At 36.0% G+C, this 17,730-nt stretch carries 26 protein-coding genes; 1 reads left to right on the top strand and 25 read right to left on the bottom strand.

Features of this window, described 5'->3' with window-relative positions; genetic code table 11:
- Positions 1–19: 19 nt before the first annotated feature.
- From MSWAN_RS04820 to MSWAN_RS04810, 3 genes are all read right to left on the bottom strand, one after another.
- On the bottom strand, positions 20–655 hold the full coding sequence (locus tag MSWAN_RS04820; protein WP_013825491.1) for a CBS domain-containing protein: 636 nt from the start codon (positions 653–655) through the stop codon (positions 20–22).
- Positions 645–1,409, bottom strand: a complete 765-nt coding sequence (locus MSWAN_RS04815; RefSeq protein WP_013825490.1) for a 4Fe-4S binding protein — start codon at positions 1,407–1,409, stop codon at positions 645–647. Before MSWAN_RS04815 ends, MSWAN_RS04820 begins: the two co-directional genes overlap by 11 nt.
- A 308-nt stretch (positions 1,410–1,717) precedes the next feature.
- A complete protein-coding gene (locus MSWAN_RS04810) occupies positions 1,718–1,945 on the bottom strand; it encodes a hypothetical protein (RefSeq protein ID WP_013825489.1) in 228 nt (75 codons plus the stop codon).
- Positions 1,946–2,237: 292 nt separating this feature from the next.
- Between MSWAN_RS04810 and MSWAN_RS04805 the strand changes: the two genes are divergently transcribed.
- Positions 2,238–2,612, top strand: a complete 375-nt coding sequence (locus MSWAN_RS04805; protein WP_013825488.1) for a hypothetical protein — start codon at positions 2,238–2,240, stop codon at positions 2,610–2,612.
- A 41-nt stretch (positions 2,613–2,653) separates the two neighbouring features.
- On the opposite strand, the gene MSWAN_RS04800 is transcribed toward MSWAN_RS04805, so the two are convergent.
- The 22 genes from MSWAN_RS04800 to MSWAN_RS04695 form a co-directional block, all read right to left on the bottom strand.
- Positions 2,654–2,923, bottom strand: a complete 270-nt coding sequence (locus MSWAN_RS04800) for a hypothetical protein (RefSeq protein WP_013825487.1) — start codon at positions 2,921–2,923, stop codon at positions 2,654–2,656.
- A 271-nt stretch (positions 2,924–3,194) separates the two neighbouring features.
- A complete protein-coding gene (locus tag MSWAN_RS04795; protein WP_013825486.1) occupies positions 3,195–3,383 on the bottom strand; it encodes a hypothetical protein in 189 nt (62 codons plus the stop codon).
- A gap of 409 nt (positions 3,384–3,792) precedes the next feature.
- Positions 3,793–4,752: a carbohydrate kinase family protein gene (locus MSWAN_RS04790; protein WP_013825485.1), complete on the bottom strand. Its 960-nt coding sequence runs from the start codon at positions 4,750–4,752 to the stop codon at positions 3,793–3,795.
- A 31-nt stretch (positions 4,753–4,783) separates the two neighbouring features.
- Positions 4,784–5,695, bottom strand: a complete 912-nt coding sequence (locus MSWAN_RS04785; RefSeq protein ID WP_013825484.1) for a formylmethanofuran--tetrahydromethanopterin N-formyltransferase — start codon at positions 5,693–5,695, stop codon at positions 4,784–4,786.
- Positions 5,696–5,855: 160 nt separating this feature from the next.
- On the bottom strand, positions 5,856–6,881 hold the full coding sequence (locus MSWAN_RS04780; protein WP_013825483.1) for a hypothetical protein: 1,026 nt from the start codon (positions 6,879–6,881) through the stop codon (positions 5,856–5,858).
- Between the two features lie 329 nt (positions 6,882–7,210).
- Entirely contained in the window at positions 7,211–8,596 is a 1,386-nt protein-coding gene (locus MSWAN_RS04775) for a 4Fe-4S binding protein (protein ID WP_048187925.1), read from the bottom strand.
- A gap of 4 nt (positions 8,597–8,600) precedes the next feature.
- Positions 8,601–9,641: a 4Fe-4S binding protein gene (locus MSWAN_RS04770; RefSeq protein ID WP_013825481.1), complete on the bottom strand. Its 1,041-nt coding sequence runs from the start codon at positions 9,639–9,641 to the stop codon at positions 8,601–8,603.
- 6 nt (positions 9,642–9,647) lie between these two features.
- Positions 9,648–10,919, bottom strand: coding sequence for a hydrogenase large subunit (locus MSWAN_RS04765; RefSeq protein ID WP_013825480.1), 1,272 nt, complete (start codon positions 10,917–10,919; stop codon positions 9,648–9,650).
- Positions 10,916–11,365, bottom strand: coding sequence for an NADH-quinone oxidoreductase subunit B family protein (locus MSWAN_RS04760; protein ID WP_013825479.1), 450 nt, complete (start codon positions 11,363–11,365; stop codon positions 10,916–10,918). Before MSWAN_RS04760 ends, MSWAN_RS04765 begins: the two co-directional genes overlap by 4 nt.
- Before the next feature lie 4 nt (positions 11,366–11,369).
- Entirely contained in the window at positions 11,370–11,885 is a 516-nt protein-coding gene (locus tag MSWAN_RS04755; RefSeq protein WP_013825478.1) for a DUF1959 domain-containing protein, read from the bottom strand.
- Entirely contained in the window at positions 11,858–12,181 is a 324-nt protein-coding gene (locus MSWAN_RS04750) for a DUF2104 domain-containing protein (RefSeq protein WP_013825477.1), read from the bottom strand. The genes MSWAN_RS04755 and MSWAN_RS04750 overlap by 28 nt, the downstream gene beginning before the upstream one ends.
- Before the next feature lie 9 nt (positions 12,182–12,190).
- Positions 12,191–12,451 carry a hypothetical protein gene (locus tag MSWAN_RS04745; RefSeq protein ID WP_013825476.1) on the bottom strand — a complete coding sequence of 87 codons (261 nt, stop codon included), beginning with the start codon at positions 12,449–12,451 and terminating at the stop codon, positions 12,191–12,193.
- 161 nt (positions 12,452–12,612) lie between these two features.
- A complete protein-coding gene (locus tag MSWAN_RS04740) occupies positions 12,613–13,473 on the bottom strand; it encodes a respiratory chain complex I subunit 1 family protein (RefSeq protein WP_013825475.1) in 861 nt (286 codons plus the stop codon).
- 22 nt (positions 13,474–13,495) lie between these two features.
- Positions 13,496–13,711 carry a hypothetical protein gene (locus MSWAN_RS04735; RefSeq protein WP_013825474.1) on the bottom strand — a complete coding sequence of 72 codons (216 nt, stop codon included), beginning with the start codon at positions 13,709–13,711 and terminating at the stop codon, positions 13,496–13,498.
- Between the two features lie 170 nt (positions 13,712–13,881).
- Positions 13,882–14,571, bottom strand: coding sequence for a proton-conducting transporter transmembrane domain-containing protein (locus MSWAN_RS04730; RefSeq protein ID WP_013825473.1), 690 nt, complete (start codon positions 14,569–14,571; stop codon positions 13,882–13,884).
- A gap of 6 nt (positions 14,572–14,577) precedes the next feature.
- Entirely contained in the window at positions 14,578–15,285 is a 708-nt protein-coding gene (locus MSWAN_RS04725) for an EhaG family protein (RefSeq protein ID WP_048187923.1), read from the bottom strand.
- Positions 15,243–15,725 (bottom strand): EhaF family protein, encoded by a 483-nt coding sequence (locus MSWAN_RS04720; protein ID WP_013825471.1) that lies wholly within the window; start codon positions 15,723–15,725, stop codon positions 15,243–15,245. The genes MSWAN_RS04725 and MSWAN_RS04720 overlap by 43 nt, the downstream gene beginning before the upstream one ends.
- The gene (locus MSWAN_RS04715; protein ID WP_013825470.1) at positions 15,722–15,982 is read right to left on the bottom strand and encodes an EhaE family protein; all 261 of its coding nucleotides are present in this window, start codon (positions 15,980–15,982) and stop codon (positions 15,722–15,724) included. Before MSWAN_RS04715 ends, MSWAN_RS04720 begins: the two co-directional genes overlap by 4 nt.
- A complete protein-coding gene (locus MSWAN_RS04710; protein WP_048187922.1) occupies positions 15,975–16,265 on the bottom strand; it encodes a DUF2108 domain-containing protein in 291 nt (96 codons plus the stop codon). Before MSWAN_RS04710 ends, MSWAN_RS04715 begins: the two co-directional genes overlap by 8 nt.
- A 103-nt stretch (positions 16,266–16,368) precedes the next feature.
- Positions 16,369–16,617 carry a DUF2109 domain-containing protein gene (locus MSWAN_RS04705; protein ID WP_013825467.1) on the bottom strand — a complete coding sequence of 83 codons (249 nt, stop codon included), beginning with the start codon at positions 16,615–16,617 and terminating at the stop codon, positions 16,369–16,371.
- A gap of 224 nt (positions 16,618–16,841) precedes the next feature.
- Positions 16,842–17,345 (bottom strand): hypothetical protein, encoded by a 504-nt coding sequence (locus MSWAN_RS04700; protein WP_013825466.1) that lies wholly within the window; start codon positions 17,343–17,345, stop codon positions 16,842–16,844.
- Entirely contained in the window at positions 17,338–17,658 is a 321-nt protein-coding gene (locus tag MSWAN_RS04695) for an energy-converting hydrogenase A subunit A EhaA (RefSeq protein WP_048187921.1), read from the bottom strand. Before MSWAN_RS04695 ends, MSWAN_RS04700 begins: the two co-directional genes overlap by 8 nt.
- Positions 17,659–17,730: the final 72 nt, after the last annotated feature.

Here is a 17,730-nt window from a genome sequence, read left to right as displayed (position 1 = left end):
AAAAACAGTGAAAATTGAGCTATTTCCTTGCCCTAGCAACTTTTCGGGCAATAACAAGCTCACCAATTGCAATAAGACCAACAAAGAATTTTTCAAGTCCGCCAGTAGCCCATATTGCTTCTCCAAAAGTTGCATTCTTTATACGCTGCTCGTAGTCTTTAGCTGTAATTCGTTCCCCTGTTTCTCTTCTGGTGACAATTGCAGAAGCTTCCATGAGCTCATCCCATGTAACTCCCTTCAACTCATGATCCATGGCATCAAAAATCTTATAAACCTTGATCTCATACAGCTGAGAGAGAGTTTTAACGATGTCACACGTTCTTATTACTCCCACAACAGTGCCGTTATCATTAAGGACAGGTATACTAACCACTTTATATTTTGAAGCCTTTAAAACTGCCAGTCTTGCAGCGTCGTTCTCCTTAACAGACACAACTTCTTTAGGAGTGTACATAATATCCTTCACAAGTTTATGGCCTTCCCTTAAACCCCTCGTGATATCAAGTGAGGTTATCCATCCTACAAGTTTTTTTTCTTCATCTACAACGGGGGTTGTGAATTTCCTGTACTTTTCCATTTTCATTGATACTTTAACAATGTCTTGATCAGGAGAAACAACTATAAAATTCGTATCCATAAGCTCTCTAACTTTCATTGGTTAACCTCTTAAGTTTTAATGCACCTACAGGGCACTTTGTAGAACAAACCTCACATAATATACATTTATCCTCCGAAATTACGACCTTCTCATCTACAAGTTTTATTGCATCCACAGGGCAATTCTCTTCACATACACCACATGCAACGCAGATATTATCATCCGCAGTAAGTTCTCTTGTTTTTACAACAGGTCCTAATTTCCTTTGAAGTATTATTGAACCTTCTGGACATACGTTTGCACATGCACCACACCCAACACACGCATCAATATCTATCTGCGCAACTTCTCCCTCTTCAACAGTTATTGCATCCGTTGGGCAAAACTTGACGCAGGTTCCACATGATTTGCATTTATCTGGGTCCACTTCGATGTTTTCCATCTTAATTGTTCTATGTGGCACCTTAATATCATGTAGTTGGTAACTCACATCTTCATCCAGGGTTGCCGTGCTATCTATAACATGTACCGATTTAACAGGACAAGTTTGTGCACATATTTCACATTTTACACAGTTTTCAAGTATTTTAGCGGTTTTATTTGATTTAGCATCAGTTATGGCCTCAACAGGACACTCTTCTGCACATAAATTGCACCTTACACATTCTGGGGAAATGGTTATAAACTTTTGTCCCATTGCACAGTTTTCAATTTCTGCCTCAAAATCTTCAGCACCGTGCTCCAGATCCATTGATTTTCCAATAAACTCTTCCTGTAGAACATCTTTCTTTTTTTTGAATGTTATATCCATAATCACACCTTTATTTTCCATAAATGATTAATGTGCATGATTCCTGAATTTTCCCCAATCCTACTTAATTTTATTTTACTATATTAATTTTATTTATTTCAATTGAATCATGGTTCTTTGATTTTATAAGATAACTTTTTCTCTCAGAGATATGTTGGAATTCATTATTAATTAAATTTTCAAAAAAAGTCAATTATTAATTGACAACAAAGATCGAAGCTCACTGAATTTTGGTATATGTCATATATATGGTATAATACAGCTTCCATGATACCCTTTTAAAATTTATAAAAAAAGGAGTAAATTTTTTATTTCAGAAGTAAATATGGAGTTCCCTTCCCGTCTGATTCAAACGATGGTTTCAACTCCTTTTTAAGCCCGTCCTTTTGTAATTTAAGTAAACTGGTACTAGTTCCGTATACCTTAAAAGTACTTGTATTCAAAGCTGAAACTGATGAAATACCAAGATATTCTTTTTTTAACTCATTATATTTTCTATTTCCGATTATTTCTAGATCTTTTTCTTTATCATCCATGAAATCACCTCATAACATTCCAAATAATGAAAATTTACATTTTAATTTCTTTTTACATTCTTCAATATAAAATATCAATTTGATCCCTATTAATAGTTAATTATGTGGAACTCCTTGCAGATTACAGTCATTTCATGCCCCCCCCTAAAACTTGATAAACCTTTTTTGAGCTATTTTCTTCCATTTAATCAAAACCAAAACACGAAAAGATTTAGGAAATCTTAAATAATAAAAGAAGAAACAAGTTTTTAATAAAAAATGATAGAAATAAGAAGTTAATAAGGGGCAATTAATGAAACCAAGTTTATCTATAAAGCAAGTATTATTAATTACAATTCTGTATTTTCTATTTCTAACCTATTTGCATGTATTTTTAGGTATGTCTTTATTCAGTTTAACATTTTATATTGTCTTTGTTTTAGGTGGGGGAATTGTTACATGGTTATTAATGGAAGTTACATGGTTTTCAGCGAAAAATAAGATGAGCTACGGTGTATATTATGGTGTAATATTGGCAGTGATTGGTGGTTTCATACTAGGTTATGTGAACCTATTAACATTAATTATCCTAATTCTAATTCTTGCAGGAATTGGGGGTTTTATTGTTATAAGAAATAAGAGAGAGAGAGAGAGAGACAATAAAATATCAATATTAATCATAAGATGAGAGGATTTGAAGAAATATGCTCATAATTTCCTAGGATTTTATCATTTTAAAAAATAGTTATATGCGTCCTCCAAATCTAACACCATACTCACAGTATTGGGAGCATATATTATCCTCCTTATAACATTTGCTTGAATTGCTCGCCTCAAAATATTATGGATTTGAGGTTCTTTATCCCTTTTGAAGGAGATCACAATGAAATTTGTTTCAAAATGGAGTTCACAGTCAAAAAGATGGTGGAACATACTACTTAATTCAGCTTCATTCTTCCTCATGGAATCATTTGATTTTGAAAAGTTTTTATCTGTCATTTAGTCCTCTCATTCCTCAATTATCAATATACCAAATAAAGCTTTCAGTTATTAGCGTAGTTTCCCCACCTTGAATTAGGTTTTACTCATATCTTTTTGATAAACTTTATTCCTAAAATTTTTTTAAATATGACATTCTTAGTAAATAAATGATTTAAAAACAAAAAAACAAGTAGGTTACAGAGCATACACGGTGTGCAGATCGTAAAAATTTTATTTCTTTTTTAGAATAGATCTAATTCAAAAGTTTAAAAAAATATTTTTTAAATTATTATTCTACCAGATCCTGGCGAAAAAGCTGAACGTTACCACATTTATTACAAACTAAAACCATCCAATTATTTGTTGCTATTGTGCGTAAACCTAATTTTCGTACTCTTTCACATATTCCAGGGTCATTACTTGGCTTGGCATATATCTCATAGATTCCTTCTTCACAAAATAAACATCTCTTTTCCATTTTAACACCTCCAATTTATTAAACCATATAAAATAAAATACCCTGTCTTATATCACATAAATATGCACATTATTTAAAGGTATTGATTATATGTTGTTTTGAATTTTGAAGGTTTACAATTTTGTTATTCTGATTTAGCGATATTCTCAGACTTTTTATTCAAAATAGACCCCTTTAGTTCCATAGTAATATATCAGCTTAACAGGGGTATAAACTAATCAAGATATTTCAAAAAAAAATAGGGATAGTATTCTTTTGAAAATTAAATTTTTAAAAATAGAAAATAATAAAGGATTATGAAAGCAATATTATAATTCATTTAAATCTTTCAATTATCATTAAGATTAGTTAAATCCTGAAATTATTCATTAATTCTTATTTAACCTAATTAATTATTTCTTAATATTTCTTACTTAAAACCAGTAACTAATCCTGCAATTCCATAAACATCAGGAAGACCATCTGTTGCACCGCATTCTTCAACACATTTTGATGCTACAAAATTACCGATTAAAGCAGATTTTTCAATGTTCTCCCCGTTTATAAGTCCATAAAGGAATCCTGCATTGAATGCATCACCTGCACCAGTTGTATCCACACATTGAACTTTGAATGCATCCATAAAATAGGAGCGGCAACCGTCAGTAACATATACGCCTTTATCCCCACGTTTAACTGCAATTATATCTATTCCATAGTCTAAAAGAATTTTACTTCCATTTTCACAGGTTTTATTCCCTTTATAGTTTCCCCTATATTTTTCCTCTGTTAAAAGATTCAACTCAGCCTCATTTATAAGAATAATATTTGTCTTCTCAAGAAATTTTTCGAGAAAATCCATCCCTCTTTCAGCATATAAACGTCCGGGGTCAATGCTCACAGATATATCATCAGGAATTCTTTTTAAAAAGGTTTTCTGGGCTTTTATGGATTTATCTTCAAATTTTCCAACAAATGATGCCATATGAAGGACCTTTGAACCTGTAACATAACCAGTTTGGACTTCATCCTGTTCAATTAAATCATTGACACCGGGATCAACGTACAACGCCCTTTGACCATCTCTATCAACAAATCCGCTGACAACTCCGCTTCGTCCATCAGATTCTAAAATCACACCATCTGTGTCAACGTTTTCATCTTCAAGATTTTTAAGTAAAAGAGTTCCTTCACGGTCTGATGCAACTTTACCAATGAAGCCCGTGTTTAAACCTAATCTTGAAAGTCCTACAATTGTATTTGCTGCAGAACCCCCACACGACTCGCTTAAACCTGTTATGTAAGACTCTTCATCTTCATGGGCTATTTTGTTCACATTGTATAATTTGTCAACATTCAGAGCCCCAAATCCCACAACATCAAAACTCATCCAAACAACCCCATAATAACTACCAAAAATCTCATTTGAACAGCTCTTTTAGATAGATCTTATAATCCCCAAGTTTTCCTTCATAGTTTCCTGCTGAAACCTTTAAAACATCATCAAAATTCATCAAAGCTTCAATAGCAACTTTAGTCCCCTCTTTAACAGCTTCAAGATTCAAACCATTTATAACTATTTCAGGGACATACTTAACATCTTCTGGAACCATAGAAACTTCACCAAGTTTTTCTTTTAATGATGGACAGTAAGGATGGTTGGTTGTAGGACCTATCCAGGGGTAGTTGGTTTCAGGTTTTGAAGCTGCAGAACAGATATCAAATGGTGCTATTACACCTTCAACTTCTTCTATTGCCTTCAATGCAGATCTCCCAGCTTCAAGTACAGCTTCCTTGGTACTGCACATGTACCAGAAATTTGCACCCATCACACCATTCATATAACCCAGCTGACTTTCTATCTTAAAATCAGGAATAGCTATGGGTACCACAATCATTTGTCGCCCGTATAATTCTTCTTCCCATTCATAACCATCTCCACAGTGCCCAACCTGTTTCATTGTTCCAATTTTTCCAGCAGGATTTACTGAAGCATCAAATAGACTTGTGAATGGTTTTACAAGTATGTCTTGCCTTATTCTGTAGGATAGTTCAACCTCAAATTTGGTGAGATCATTTTTACCATACCAGAATTGTAATATAACACCTTTTCTACCGTCAGGGGTTTCATCTTCCCCCAACCATGATTCTATGCCCCCTTCAACCCTCCCAATAACGGTTCCAGGTGTAGATGTGGCGTCATAAGCTGCTCTTTGGAGAGTTTCGTTATCATCAGCTGTTACAATTACTCTGCAGCATAGTCCTGCAAATGCTTCGCAGTAGGTGTCTTCAATTTTAGATTCGTTAGATTCAAATTGTTTCATATCTTTCATCTGATCTTCCTTCTATCTATTATCCAAGCATAACTTATCAAAAGATATTCTCTTCAAAGCATTAATATTTTATACAAAGAAAAAATATTATACAAAGAAAAATAATAATATCTAATCAAATATTAATACAAAATAACATTTCATCGAGCAATAGCAATATTTATCCAAGTCCACCTATGGATATGCCCCTTAATTTCTTACGAAACTGGGTGCTTTCTTCTATTAATTTTTTCATATTATCGCAGGTTACGATTTCCATTAGGGGCAAATTACCATTTCGAACTTTCTTTGCCAGTTCTTGATTTACAAGGGACCCTTCAAGTGCGGATTCAGGGTCTTTGAAATATGAAACAACGAATTCAAAAACCGTGTCTGAATTGTACCGGTTAAATATATCTGCAAGAACAGATATTATGGCAGTATTGTCTGCTATTATTGCAATTTCAGCTTCAGTTATGGCATATTCATTGCCGTTGAAAGCTACTGAAATCCCTCTATTTTCATTTGCAAAACGGAGCGGTTGAACATCAGTTATGCTGTCACCCACGTACATGAGATCCGCTGCTTTTAATTTGAACCTGCTTATGATATCCTGAACTGCCTCTTTTTTATTTTCTCCACCCACAGGATTGATATCTTCAAGTATTATACCTATATCCATAGATGGTATCTCTTTAAAGAATATTTCATCCAGTAAATCAAATTCTGGACGTTCTATTATGGATTTACGGAACTTTTTGAGTCTTTCTGTGTCTTCAGAGCTTATCTGATAACGATCCATGTCAAGCTTTGTTGAATAAGTGTTTTGATAGGGGAAACCTGTGATATTGCACAGAGCCTTAATGTAGTGCTCATAACTGGTGCTTACAATGAAAGAAGGCATGGAATTTGTTACAAAATCCAGTGTTTCATTTGCACCAGGTATTAAAAGAACATTTTCAGCCGAAAAATCAATTATATTTTGATTTGTAGCACCGTAAGCCTTCAAGAAGGGTAATATTAATTTTAAAGTTCCTCCAGCATTGTATCCTGATCTTTTAACAACATCTGCTAAAATATCATCGTATTTACTGATTATTTCAAAAAATTTTTCCCCATCTTCTATGAAATAACCTGAAAGTTCAAATGCATTGTCATTTGTTGATATGGGACCTTCACAATCAGAAACAAAAAATTTTCTCCCCAATTTTCAACCTCCAGATAATAATTCGTTCAAAAAAATCTGCATAATAAAAAAATAACATGATTTTACATTGTTTGTACAGTTCTTATAAAAACATGAATATTTTTTTAATAAGATTTGTTACATAAATCAAATTTTAATATAGATTTGTCTAGATTTGTCTAGTTATAATATTATATTTTAATAATATTTTAATATTATGTATCTAGATACCTATTTTGATGTTTTTTTTAGAAAATATTAGATTTAATTTTTAAATTCATGTGAATATTTTTTTAAATTTCATTTTGACCAGACATGTTTGTTCTTTACAAGAATATTCAGTTTAAGTTCTAATTTTTTTCTAGTTTTAACTTAACTGCATTTACAAGGCATATTACCTCACATTCACCACATAAAATACATTTGTCATTATCAACAATTATTTCGTTATTTTCAAGACTTAAAGCATTTACTGGACACTTGTTTACACACACCCCGCATGCCTGACATGCTTCTTTATCATAAACCAGTTCGCCAGTGCGTGGGCCTTGAAGTTCATGTCTTATGAAGAATATTTTATCATCTTCTGTGTCAAAAAATTCCTCCAAAAGACTTATGGCTCCAAATTGGCATACATCAACGCATTTTCCACAGTATACACATTCTTCACTTATATGTACTGGAGATGGCATTTCAAGTTCTATGCAGTTAACTGGACACTCATCAATACATGCGCTGCACCCTATGCAGTTATCTTCAACAACGGTTATTTCTCTTTTCGGAGTTGTTCCACCAATTATGTCCTGAATATCTTCTACTTCAATGGATGCATCAACCATATCTTCAATTTCGTGCTTTATAAGCTCTGTTACATCCTCTGCAAATTCTTTTTCATCGTGTTTAAAGCTCATATCACGTGCTATCCTGTTCAAAATGCCATTAATTTTAACAGCATCCTTTGAAAGTTTATCTGTTTCTTTTTCAAGAAGTTCAGACACAATTTCCATTGTTTTTATTTTATTGAAATTTTTATATGCTCTTTTCCTCGATGAGTACCTTATAGCAGTGGATGGACATACATTCATACATTCTTCGCATCTTGCACAGTATGCAGGATTTATGAATGGTAGCTTACTAACTTTACCCACATTTATAGCTCCTTTGGATGGACAGACCCTCGTGCACGTCATACAGCCTATGCAGTTTTTCTGGTCAACTATAATGGCTTTACCCCCAACAACGGATCTTGGCATTATTTCTCCGTATTTTATGGCCTCAGTTGGACATACACGTGAACAGTAACCGCATCTGACACATTTATCTTCATCTATAACACTGTGGGCTTCTTCACCACCCGTTGATATGAGCTGTATCGCACCGGTCCTACATGCGGCCACACATGCCCCGCATCTTCTGCAGAGTTTTGGATTTATATTAGGTACATTTTCCCTTACAGGCTCTGATAAAGTCGTTTCCATTTTTATTGCATCATATGGACAGGCTTCTCTGCAGAGTACACATCCAACACATTTATCATCAAGTTCTATGTGCTTGTCAGGCTGTATTTCATGCAAAGCATCCACTGGACATGATTTAAGACATGGCCTCTCCTTACAGATCTCACATTTTGATTTGTCTACCTCGTATTCAACTTCAATTTCCCTTAGAGGTTTGTAAGATTTTTTAGGGTGATTTGATTTAGATTTTACTTTAGAGTTATTTGCAGTTGTAGAGATAGTATCAACTCCTTATAGGTAACTGTGACGCTTTCAGAGTTATATGGATCACATAATCATCAAGGGCAGTTTTATCCATTTTGTCCAGGAGGAACCTTGCAATATAAAAACCTGCAACACCAAATGGACATGTTTGATAACATATACTGCATCTGAGGCATTTATCTTTGTTTCTTTGAACTCCTTTCTCCTCATCGTAGGTTATTGCTCCTGAAGGACACTCATCAACGCATAGCCTGCAGTTTTTACATTTTTCCTTGTCCCATGTAACGATCCTTAATTTGAGTCTATCAGTCATTTTCTCAATCAGATCTGTTACCAGATCATCGTCGGGAATTATTTCACGTGCTTTAACAGCGAGTTCATCCACGGGCATATCAATACTTAAGACCTTTCCCGGACCAAGATCCTTTATTTTTTCCTGTTCAATATCTATTCTCTCTTCAAGAGTGTTTACAATCAAGTTAATGACGGTTTTTTGTTCCTCAACATTTGCTATGTGTATCCCTTTTATAGCACCTTTAACAGGACATGTTTTAAGGCAGTCCCCGCAGGCAATGCACTTGGTTTGATCTATCGCGATTTTGTTGTCTTCTTCAACTATGGCACCGTCGATTTTACAGGATTCCATGCACTTCTTGCAGCGAATACATAAATAATCATCAATTACAAGCATTTTATCCACGGGAACTATGGTAAACTCTTCCCGAATAAGGTGGTTCTCACCGCATGTTAAAGTTTTAGGGTCTGTAGGGCATACTTCAGCACAGAAACCGCACCTTATACAACCCCTGTTATTTATAACTGGATATGCGCTACCTTCTCCATCAGAGCTATCCCCGTCTCTCACAAGTTTTATAGCCATTGGGGCAGGGCACGCTGCTGTGCAAGCTCCACATGAGATACAATACTCTTTATGAACTTTAGGGAAGTTTCTAAACCTTGACGGGGTCTCCATTATTTCCGGATCCGTCTTGGCGGCTGCAAATTTCTCAGCCCACGATTTTCTTGCAAATTCGTATAAATACCATATTACTGAGGACATAGGACATCATCTTTTTATTTTAGGGCTTTTTTTATGGTTTTTTATTTTATGATCGGGGTCAGTGTTATTAATGGCTTTATGATTTATCTCAGGGGCTTGATTTGTTGTGGATATTTCAGCAGATATTTCACTAGCCTTTAATTGAGGAGCCAATTTTATGTTGTGGACACCGTGATAGTTTTTGGTTGTGCCGGATTCATCCATGATTACAACCCTTTCTGCACATGCTATACATGGATCACAGCTGGTATAAGTTGCAACTGCATCTGCTACCGTTGCAACATCATCTAACATGTATTTTGCGCACGCATCTATGTTCATTATGCTAGGTGTTCGTATTGAAACGTTTTTTATGAGATTTCCATTGGTTTCCATAAAGTAGGAAACTTCACCTCTTGGTGCTTCGTTTCTCCAGTCTGCGTACCCTGGCTTTAAATCAATCTTTTTACGGATATCTCCCTCTGGAAGGTTTTCTATAACCTGTTTTATAATTTTAATTGATTCAGTTACCTCATCGAACCTGTTCATTGTACGTGCAAAGTTATCCCCTTCTTTTCTCCAGATAACCTTGAAATCAATGTTATCCTGATAGGTGGGGTGGTCCTCTCTACAGTCGTGTTTGAGTCCTGAAGCTCTTCCTATTGGTCCGACTGCCCTGCCTTTGATTGCATCTTCCTTGGACATTTTTCCAACATCCTTCGATCTTAAACCTAAAAGTGGGCCGTGTTCGAACATTTCTACATACCTGTCATAGTCTGATTCCAGACCCGTCATTATCTTCATTATTGAGTCCAGGTGAGATTGTTTAACATCCATACGTACTCCACCAACAACGTTCCAGCCCATGTTGACTCTGTTACCTGTTAAAAGTTCAATTGCATCCATTACAGGTTCTCTGAGTGCTAACATGTTCATGAAAAGTGTTTCGTGTTCCAATGCCTTGAAATAGGTTGAGTTGGCAATTAAATGACTTTGAATCCTGTCAAGTTCGTTTGTCAGTACTCTTAAATATTGGGCACGTGGTGGGACTCGTTCTCCTGCTATTTTCTCAAAGGTTTCTGCAAAGGTCTGTGTGTGAATGTATGAACATATTCCACAAACCCTTTCTGATAGGTAAATACCCTTCTGCCAGGTTTTACCCTGCATTATCCTTTCTATTCCCCTGTGAACATAACCGTAATCAATTTCAGCGTGCAAAACCTTTTCTCCCTGCGTTTTAAGCTTTAAACGGATAGGTTCTTTAAGTGCAGGATGTATTGGTCCTATTGGAAGTATCATTCTTTTTGCCTCCCTCTGGCTGCTATTGCACCTGGTGCAACGCTCAAAATTGCTTGTAGAATCTCAGATGGCCTCGGTGGGCATCCTGGAATTTCAGCATCAACAGGTATGAAATCTGATACTGGAGAGTATATGCTGCTGCCCTCCTGGTTAAACACATCCCCCGAAAGTGGACAGTTTCCTATTGCAACCACTACTTTAGGTTCGGGTGCTTTGGCATAAATTCTCTGGAGTTTGTCTCTCCACTGCTCGGCCATGGCTCCTGTAACCAGTATGACATCAGCTTCCCTTGGGTTCTGGTGCACATAAATACCGTACTGCTCAATATCGTAGCGCGGTGACATGAGGGCCACGACTTCAATATCGCAACCATTACATCCGCCTGTGTTTACAAGGCAAACATGTATTGAACTGCTCCGTATAATGTCTTTAAGCGACTTTACCATTTCCTTACCTCATCAAAAATTCTAATAAATCTTTCCTACCATCTTTTATTGCTTCGTCATAAGATTTATTTTCTTTAAGAACCTCATTTACAATTTTATTTGTTATATTTTCTGTTTCGTCTTCTGTGAGAAGGTTCATTACATCAGAAATCCAACAAAGCCTTAAATCAGCATGTATTCTTTCTTTAATACATCTTGGTTTTGCGGATTCAAATCGAGGGTGTAATGCGTCAAGACTTGCCATATCCAACTTTTTTATGAGAATATCTTCAAATTCTTCAGGTGAAATTCCAAATTCAGCTGATAAAGGAAGCACAACATCTTCATACCATCTGTAACTTGTAATTATCCTCATTTTCATGATTTTGAGAGTTTCATCTTCTCTTCTCTCTTTATTCAATTTATCTCTAACTTTTTGATTTTGACTTTGGTTATTCTGATTGTTAAGATCATCTTTATTAAGATCGCCTTTACCGTTTTTAAGATCATCATTCATAAGATAACCGTCCTTAAAATCCATATAAGACCTGCTACTACAAATCCTGTAAATGTTTCATATCTTCCATATCCCGGCCTCATTCCAAGCACCAATGCTATTAAGAATATTCCCACCGTTATTGAGATGTATGAAGGGACCGCCGTTATAAGCTGGCTGTTGAGTGCAAGTACCCAACCTACTATGGCAAGTACAAGAGCTACAATATCCACATTTTGGGCTACAAAAGGTGCGCTGTACTTTTTATAACTTAATACAAGACCAGCAATTGATCCAACTACAAATGAAATTATGTACAATAGATAAAGCGTTTGACTCATGTTATCACCTTATGTAGGCCTGTAAAGGTATATGAATGAACATATTAATGCTATCAATACTAGTACCATGGCCCATGTTTCTGCTTTCTCTGAAAAATGTATTGCACCATTCTTATACTGCATTACCGTTAAGATCATGATGAGGAAAACTGCTACTGTAAGCGGTAAAACAATGATCCACTGTAGAAATGCAGCCAATGCACTGGCAAGTACAGCTCCAGATACAGCTAGAGCCATGAAAAATATGGTGTCTTTTTCGTGTTCTTCCATTTTGAATTCCTCTTTTGAATTCTCTTGAATTCTTTGAATTCCTTTTTTTAGTCTTAAATCTAAATTATTTTTAATATGATTTTTTATGATCCCTTTTCAAATGTGATTTAATCATCTTAATTTTCAATCTTTGGTTTTCAATCTTCTTAGTGCACTAGTTTTTAGTAGATTAACAACAATACTGAACCTACGATTCCCACAAATGCAAAGGTTGTCTGCATCATTATGGAATGATTTGGGTTTAAAAGTGGTGATGTGGCACATATAAATGCTGTAACTGCCGTCATAACCACCATTCCAACTAAGTAACCTATAGGATTAAGTGCACCAAAGAATACTGTCAGAAACACCCATAAAAGCATGTACCATGCTATGGACTCTGAGATCATAAGGTAACCCCTTAAAAGACCGAAGTGCTCCGTTTCATATCCGGATATTATGTCTTTTCCTTTGGTTATTGCAAATGGGGAGTAATGTGCCTTTGAAAGTATTAGGACAAAGAACATGGCTGCTGCAAGTGGTAGACTGTAAATTAATGCCCCGTGAATGGATTGGTAGCCAATAATGCCGCTGATGGACATGGTGCCTGTTTTAAGGTAGATTATTATGAGAACTGCAAACAGTGGTAGTTCAGCTGCTGCTGAAAAAACTGCCCTGACACAGCTAAGTTTACCATAGGGTGATCCTGATGAAGATCCTGCGTTGTGCTCAACTATCTTGTGGATTGCGTAAATTGCAAATATTAATAACAGTGATCCTCCCATAACGGGACCAACTATAACTGCAGCAACCCATATAAATGATAACATAGCTGTTATTGCTATGTAAAATGGCATTGCTGCTGTTTTTGGGAATGCTGATTCTTTGATGAAGAATTTGAGCGTGTGCAGAAGGTGCTGGATTATTGGGGGGCCTGGCCTCATCTGTATCCTTGCCATTATTTTTCTTTGAAGTCCGAAAAGGATACTTCCTACTAAAAATGCAATAATAACGTTTAAAAGGATGTTTGCCATTAGATTCATTTGATCACCGATTTAGTCCCATTTAATATCCAATAAATGGTTCTTTTCTTTTATCTTCTTCCTCTTCTTTCTTACCCTTTGCCATGGATAAGAATCCGAATGACAGTATTGCTATAGGTATAAATACAATGCAAATTGCATAAACGATCCAGTCAGCTGTATTGAATATCATTGGGTATATAATGAATGCCATAGAAATTATGAACATAAACCCGCTTATTACCTTCAGTTTTTCCATTTACTTCACCTGAATTCCATTTAAATGAATTTAAGGTTTCTTGAATTTAGATTATTTATTTAAATAATTTATATAATTTAATAAATTTTAACTTTGTGAGTAAGTTTTTCGTAAGATTAAAGTAAATTTAAATTAATTAATTAGACTATTAAAACGGTTTATTAAGACTATTAAAACGGTTTATTAATAATCAAAAGTATCTCAATCATTCGAACAATCACTAGAAGTGAACTTAAGTGTATTATAAGAAGGAAAGGAGAACCTGGAGTCCTGAACATCTCTGCTTTAGTTGCAAAAAACGGTGCAACACCTGACTCCCCTGCAACACCTAAAAATACCAGAATCGAACCTAAAACCATCATCGGTGTTGTGTATGGGAGTTGGACTATTTGAAGCAGACTTATTGTTCCTGTTGAAGCTAAAACAAGGGCAGCTCCTCCAAAAAGTGGTAAAGATGCCATCATTGCAATCAATCCGTACTGGAATGCAGCATCAAGGACATCAACCTGTTTAACTGCTCCGACTATACCAATGTTTACTATACCTATTAAACAAACAAAGAGTGTGAAATCAAATAGGTCTCCAGTTATCATTGCTCCTGCAGTTGCAAGACCGCATACTATTGCAAGAAACCTCCTTATTTTAAACTCTTCCTTACCAACCTTAACTTCTCTGTCCCTCAATGAACCAAATTCTGCTTCTACCTGGGATTCTGTTTGGCTGATTGCTATTAAAGCTGTAAATGCTAGTGCACTGGCACACATGAAAAGGTTGAATGGGGTGAAGTAGAGTACAATATCCCCTAAGGGTATTATACCCAGTAATTGTCCGCCCAGTCCGCCAAGTATTGATACGTCCATTTTAATTTACTCCTTCTTGAATTCTTCTCTGCCTATAACACCGATGAGTCCTGCTTTAAATGTAACTTTTATAAACACTCCAAAGGCTGCGAGGAACAATGCCAGTAACCAGTACTGGGGGAATACAAAGAACACCATGAATCCTGCAAGCCATAAGCACCATGCTATACCCGATGCTCCAGCAATACCTTCCCACAAACCTTTTGGAACTCCCCTTATTACTCTTGAAATCACGTAGAAAAGTATTCCTCCACCTGCAACTGCTCCTCCAGTAAATCCACTCTGAAATGCTCCGAATGTAATTAACATTATAGCAATGAACACAGGGGCCGTATCCAGAATCTCCATATCGAAGTGCATTGGAAATGGTATAAGTGCAACGGGTTTCCCGATCTTTCTCATCTCTCTGCTCATAAGTATCTCTGATATCGCAAGTATCTCTGCCAGTTCAACAACCAAGCCAGGTAATATTAATGATTCTGCAAGGTCGGTTCCAACAGCAGCAACAATGATCAGCATTGCTATACCAACAAGATCTGTTAATATAAGAACTTGCAGGTCATTTTTCTCGAATGATATTCCTAAAAGACCTATCAAAGCTGCAATTAGACCAACTATTATTGCAGGTGTGTAAATTGCAACCACAAGGGGCGATACAACATCTGGAACTATCAATCTTCTTCCCTCCTCATTGTGAAGTGGATTGCAACCCATGATGCTATGGTGAACGCCATCATCAGTATGGTTGACTCAAGAACTGTGTCGAATCCACGTGTGTAGTATAAGATCTCATCTATTAAACCACCAGGAGATGAATAAATGGATGTACCAAAGTAACGTGTTGTACTTTTCACCCATATTGCTATAGGAGATAGATAAGCTGTTACTTGTCCTATTGCAGGTGAAAATTGAGGGTACTGCGCTTTTACAGTTCCTTTCTCAACAAAAGGAGTTCCTCCCCTATCATAAGGTGCCAGCGGGTTTTGAGCAGCTACCTCTGATTGTGGAGCTGGTTTCGGGTATAATTGCTGATCGTTAAGTGCAAGAGGTATTATGAATCCTGCAATAAGGATGATTCCCAAAATTGCAGCATAAACTCTTGGAATACTTTTTGGATTCGCAAGAGAGTTCCAAATTCTGCCCAGACTCTTCAAAGTTCTGCCCCCATCTCTTCAAGCCTTACAACAGCCCTTAAAAGAACCATTGTTATTAGAACTGTGGCTGCGATGTAAGTTAAAAGTGCAATTGTATCGTTGTAGGTCAAAAATATCATGGATACACCCACAGCAGGTATTTCTGTGTTTAAAGTTCTTATTATTGGATCTTTTACCCCAGGACCTATAACTGTACCTAAACATCCTATGATGACAAGGGCACAGCCTGTATAGAACCATATATATAAATCAAGCAATGACCCCTTCCTCCTGGGATTTTTGTTTTTTCTCTCTAATTTCATTCAATTTTATGATTGCTATTAAGAAAATAACAGTTGAAACTGGGTCAAATATTGCGGCCACCATTGCAACATCGAGGTATTTTGCAGCTACCACCATACCTATAAATCCTCCTTGAAGAAGTGCAAACATTATGACTTTATCAATAGGTTTTGGAAGCATTATTATGCCTGCTGCTCCAATGAATGCAACAGCTGCAGATACTGTTGTTATATTTATGAGATCTAGAACGGGATACATCATCTCACCATCTGATTTATTGCATTAGCCATTTTATTGTCTATTGCATTATCAATCTTGTACTTTCCATTTGTTACAGTGTATTTCATAATCATCTCACCGATCAGTCCAATATGATTTCTTCTTTTACCCTTCCAATTGAGTATGCTATTGCATTTGAGCTTAATGTAGCAGTCACAAAGTAAGTTATAGCCATTATGGCACCAAACGGTGTCTGGATGTAGAGTGCTATGATAGCAGAGATTCCGAAACTCATTGCATTTAAATAAAGCATTCTTTCAGCCCTACCTCGTGCAAAGAGAGTTCTTATGGCCATCAGCAAAATTATGATGCCTACGATCTCGATCAACATGATTATCTACCTTTTATCAGATTTATGTGAAATTTTTCTAATTTTATGTTCACCATTAATACAACAAAATATGCGATATTTTGGCTTACGCGTACATAAGCTTAGTTAGTTTAGGTTATGTTTGTATTAAGTTAACTTTAAGTTAACGTTACGTTTATATTTGCATTAGGTTGCATAAGGAATATTTTTTAGTTAATCTGTATTTACTATATTTACATGTATCTTCAGGTAATATCGGTGTACCTTCCCATTTTCTTAGCAATTTTCCCAAGCAATTTTGAAGCTGTCTGATGGTACAGTCCCTGGATTGTAACTATTGCAATTAACATTCCCACTACAAATTCAGCAGGTGTTAATCCAATTAAAGATGTTGCTGCAATTATACAAGTTATACTAAGTGCACCGGTTGTACCTGCATATCCTGGGTCTGCACATATCCTGTTACCAAAGTATACGAGTGCAACAGCTATAAATCCTCCTTCAGGGGTCCCTATAGCATAGCATGCTATGGATGCCAACAATGTTCCTGCAGATGCATCAGGAGAACATACGATGTTTCCCTGGAAAAAACCTCCTGCGAGATCTCCACCTCTTTTTTTAACAGATCTACCTATTGCTTCTGCTCCTTTAACACCTGGAGATTCTGGCAGACCCATCCAGGTGTCTATGAGTACGAAGTTGATCCATGAAAGTACAGCTGCAATTGCGATTCCAATTAATTCATTCATGTGCTTCCTCCGATTGAGGTTTTGGGGTGATTTTTTCCAAGAGGAATTTAGAAAATAGTGCTGTGAGCACTCCCACTGCAATTCCTATGTACATTCCATGGTATCCTGTTCCCTCGTATCCAAGTCCGAATACCATGGCTGTAAAGCCCAATGCAAGTACTGCCGTTGGAAAAATTACGCTTATAGTCCAAGATTGTCTCATAGGCTTCTCAGGAAGCAGGGGGAGTCTTAAAATTAACCCAACAATTACTGCAGAACCTATAGCCAGTATGTAACTTATCAAGGTATACAAAACATTAGCATGAATAATCATGATAAAACCATTGTCAGCTAAATATATAAATGTTTTTACTTTCATCTTTTTAAATTAAGATAAAATAAATTA

Origin of the sequence: Methanobacterium paludis (genome assembly GCF_000214725.1) — an archaeon.
Classification (GTDB): Archaea; Methanobacteriota; Methanobacteria; order Methanobacteriales; family Methanobacteriaceae; genus Methanobacterium_C; species Methanobacterium_C paludis.
Note: the sequence above shows the minus strand (reverse complement) of the source record. Positions and strands in the feature narration are given on the sequence as shown.

Coding starts and splice junctions, on each gene's coding strand:
- MSWAN_RS04820 (WP_013825491.1), bottom strand. CDS start 655: ATGAAAGTTAGAGAGCTTATGGATACGAATTTTATAGTTGTTTCTCCT.
- MSWAN_RS04815 (WP_013825490.1), bottom strand. CDS start 1,409: ATGGATATAACATTCAAAAAAAAGAAAGATGTTCTACAGGAAGAGTTT.
- MSWAN_RS04810 (WP_013825489.1), bottom strand. CDS start 1,945: ATGGATGATAAAGAAAAAGATCTAGAAATAATCGGAAATAGAAAATAT.
- MSWAN_RS04805 (WP_013825488.1), top strand. CDS start 2,238: ATGAAACCAAGTTTATCTATAAAGCAAGTATTATTAATTACAATTCTG.
- MSWAN_RS04800 (WP_013825487.1), bottom strand. CDS start 2,923: ATGACAGATAAAAACTTTTCAAAATCAAATGATTCCATGAGGAAGAAT.
- MSWAN_RS04795 (WP_013825486.1), bottom strand. CDS start 3,383: ATGGAAAAGAGATGTTTATTTTGTGAAGAAGGAATCTATGAGATATAT.
- MSWAN_RS04790 (WP_013825485.1), bottom strand. CDS start 4,752: ATGAGTTTTGATGTTGTGGGATTTGGGGCTCTGAATGTTGACAAATTA.
- MSWAN_RS04785 (WP_013825484.1), bottom strand. CDS start 5,695: ATGAAAGATATGAAACAATTTGAATCTAACGAATCTAAAATTGAAGAC.
- MSWAN_RS04770 (WP_013825481.1), bottom strand. CDS start 9,641: ATGTCCTCAGTAATATGGTATTTATACGAATTTGCAAGAAAATCGTGG.
- MSWAN_RS04765 (WP_013825480.1), bottom strand. CDS start 10,919: ATGATACTTCCAATAGGACCAATACATCCTGCACTTAAAGAACCTATC.
- MSWAN_RS04760 (WP_013825479.1), bottom strand. CDS start 11,365: ATGGTAAAGTCGCTTAAAGACATTATACGGAGCAGTTCAATACATGTT.
- MSWAN_RS04755 (WP_013825478.1), bottom strand. CDS start 11,885: ATGGATTTTAAGGACGGTTATCTTATGAATGATGATCTTAAAAACGGT.
- MSWAN_RS04750 (WP_013825477.1), bottom strand. CDS start 12,181: ATGAGTCAAACGCTTTATCTATTGTACATAATTTCATTTGTAGTTGGA.
- MSWAN_RS04745 (WP_013825476.1), bottom strand. CDS start 12,451: ATGGAAGAACACGAAAAAGACACCATATTTTTCATGGCTCTAGCTGTA.
- MSWAN_RS04740 (WP_013825475.1), bottom strand. CDS start 13,473: ATGAATCTAATGGCAAACATCCTTTTAAACGTTATTATTGCATTTTTA.
- MSWAN_RS04735 (WP_013825474.1), bottom strand. CDS start 13,711: ATGGAAAAACTGAAGGTAATAAGCGGGTTTATGTTCATAATTTCTATG.
- MSWAN_RS04730 (WP_013825473.1), bottom strand. CDS start 14,571: ATGGACGTATCAATACTTGGCGGACTGGGCGGACAATTACTGGGTATA.
- MSWAN_RS04725 (WP_048187923.1), bottom strand. CDS start 15,285: ATGGGTTGCAATCCACTTCACAATGAGGAGGGAAGAAGATTGATAGTT.
- MSWAN_RS04710 (WP_048187922.1), bottom strand. CDS start 16,265: ATGTATCCCGTTCTAGATCTCATAAATATAACAACAGTATCTGCAGCT.
- MSWAN_RS04705 (WP_013825467.1), bottom strand. CDS start 16,617: ATGTTGATCGAGATCGTAGGCATCATAATTTTGCTGATGGCCATAAGA.
- MSWAN_RS04700 (WP_013825466.1), bottom strand. CDS start 17,345: ATGAATGAATTAATTGGAATCGCAATTGCAGCTGTACTTTCATGGATC.
- MSWAN_RS04695 (WP_048187921.1), bottom strand. CDS start 17,658: ATGATTATTCATGCTAATGTTTTGTATACCTTGATAAGTTACATACTG.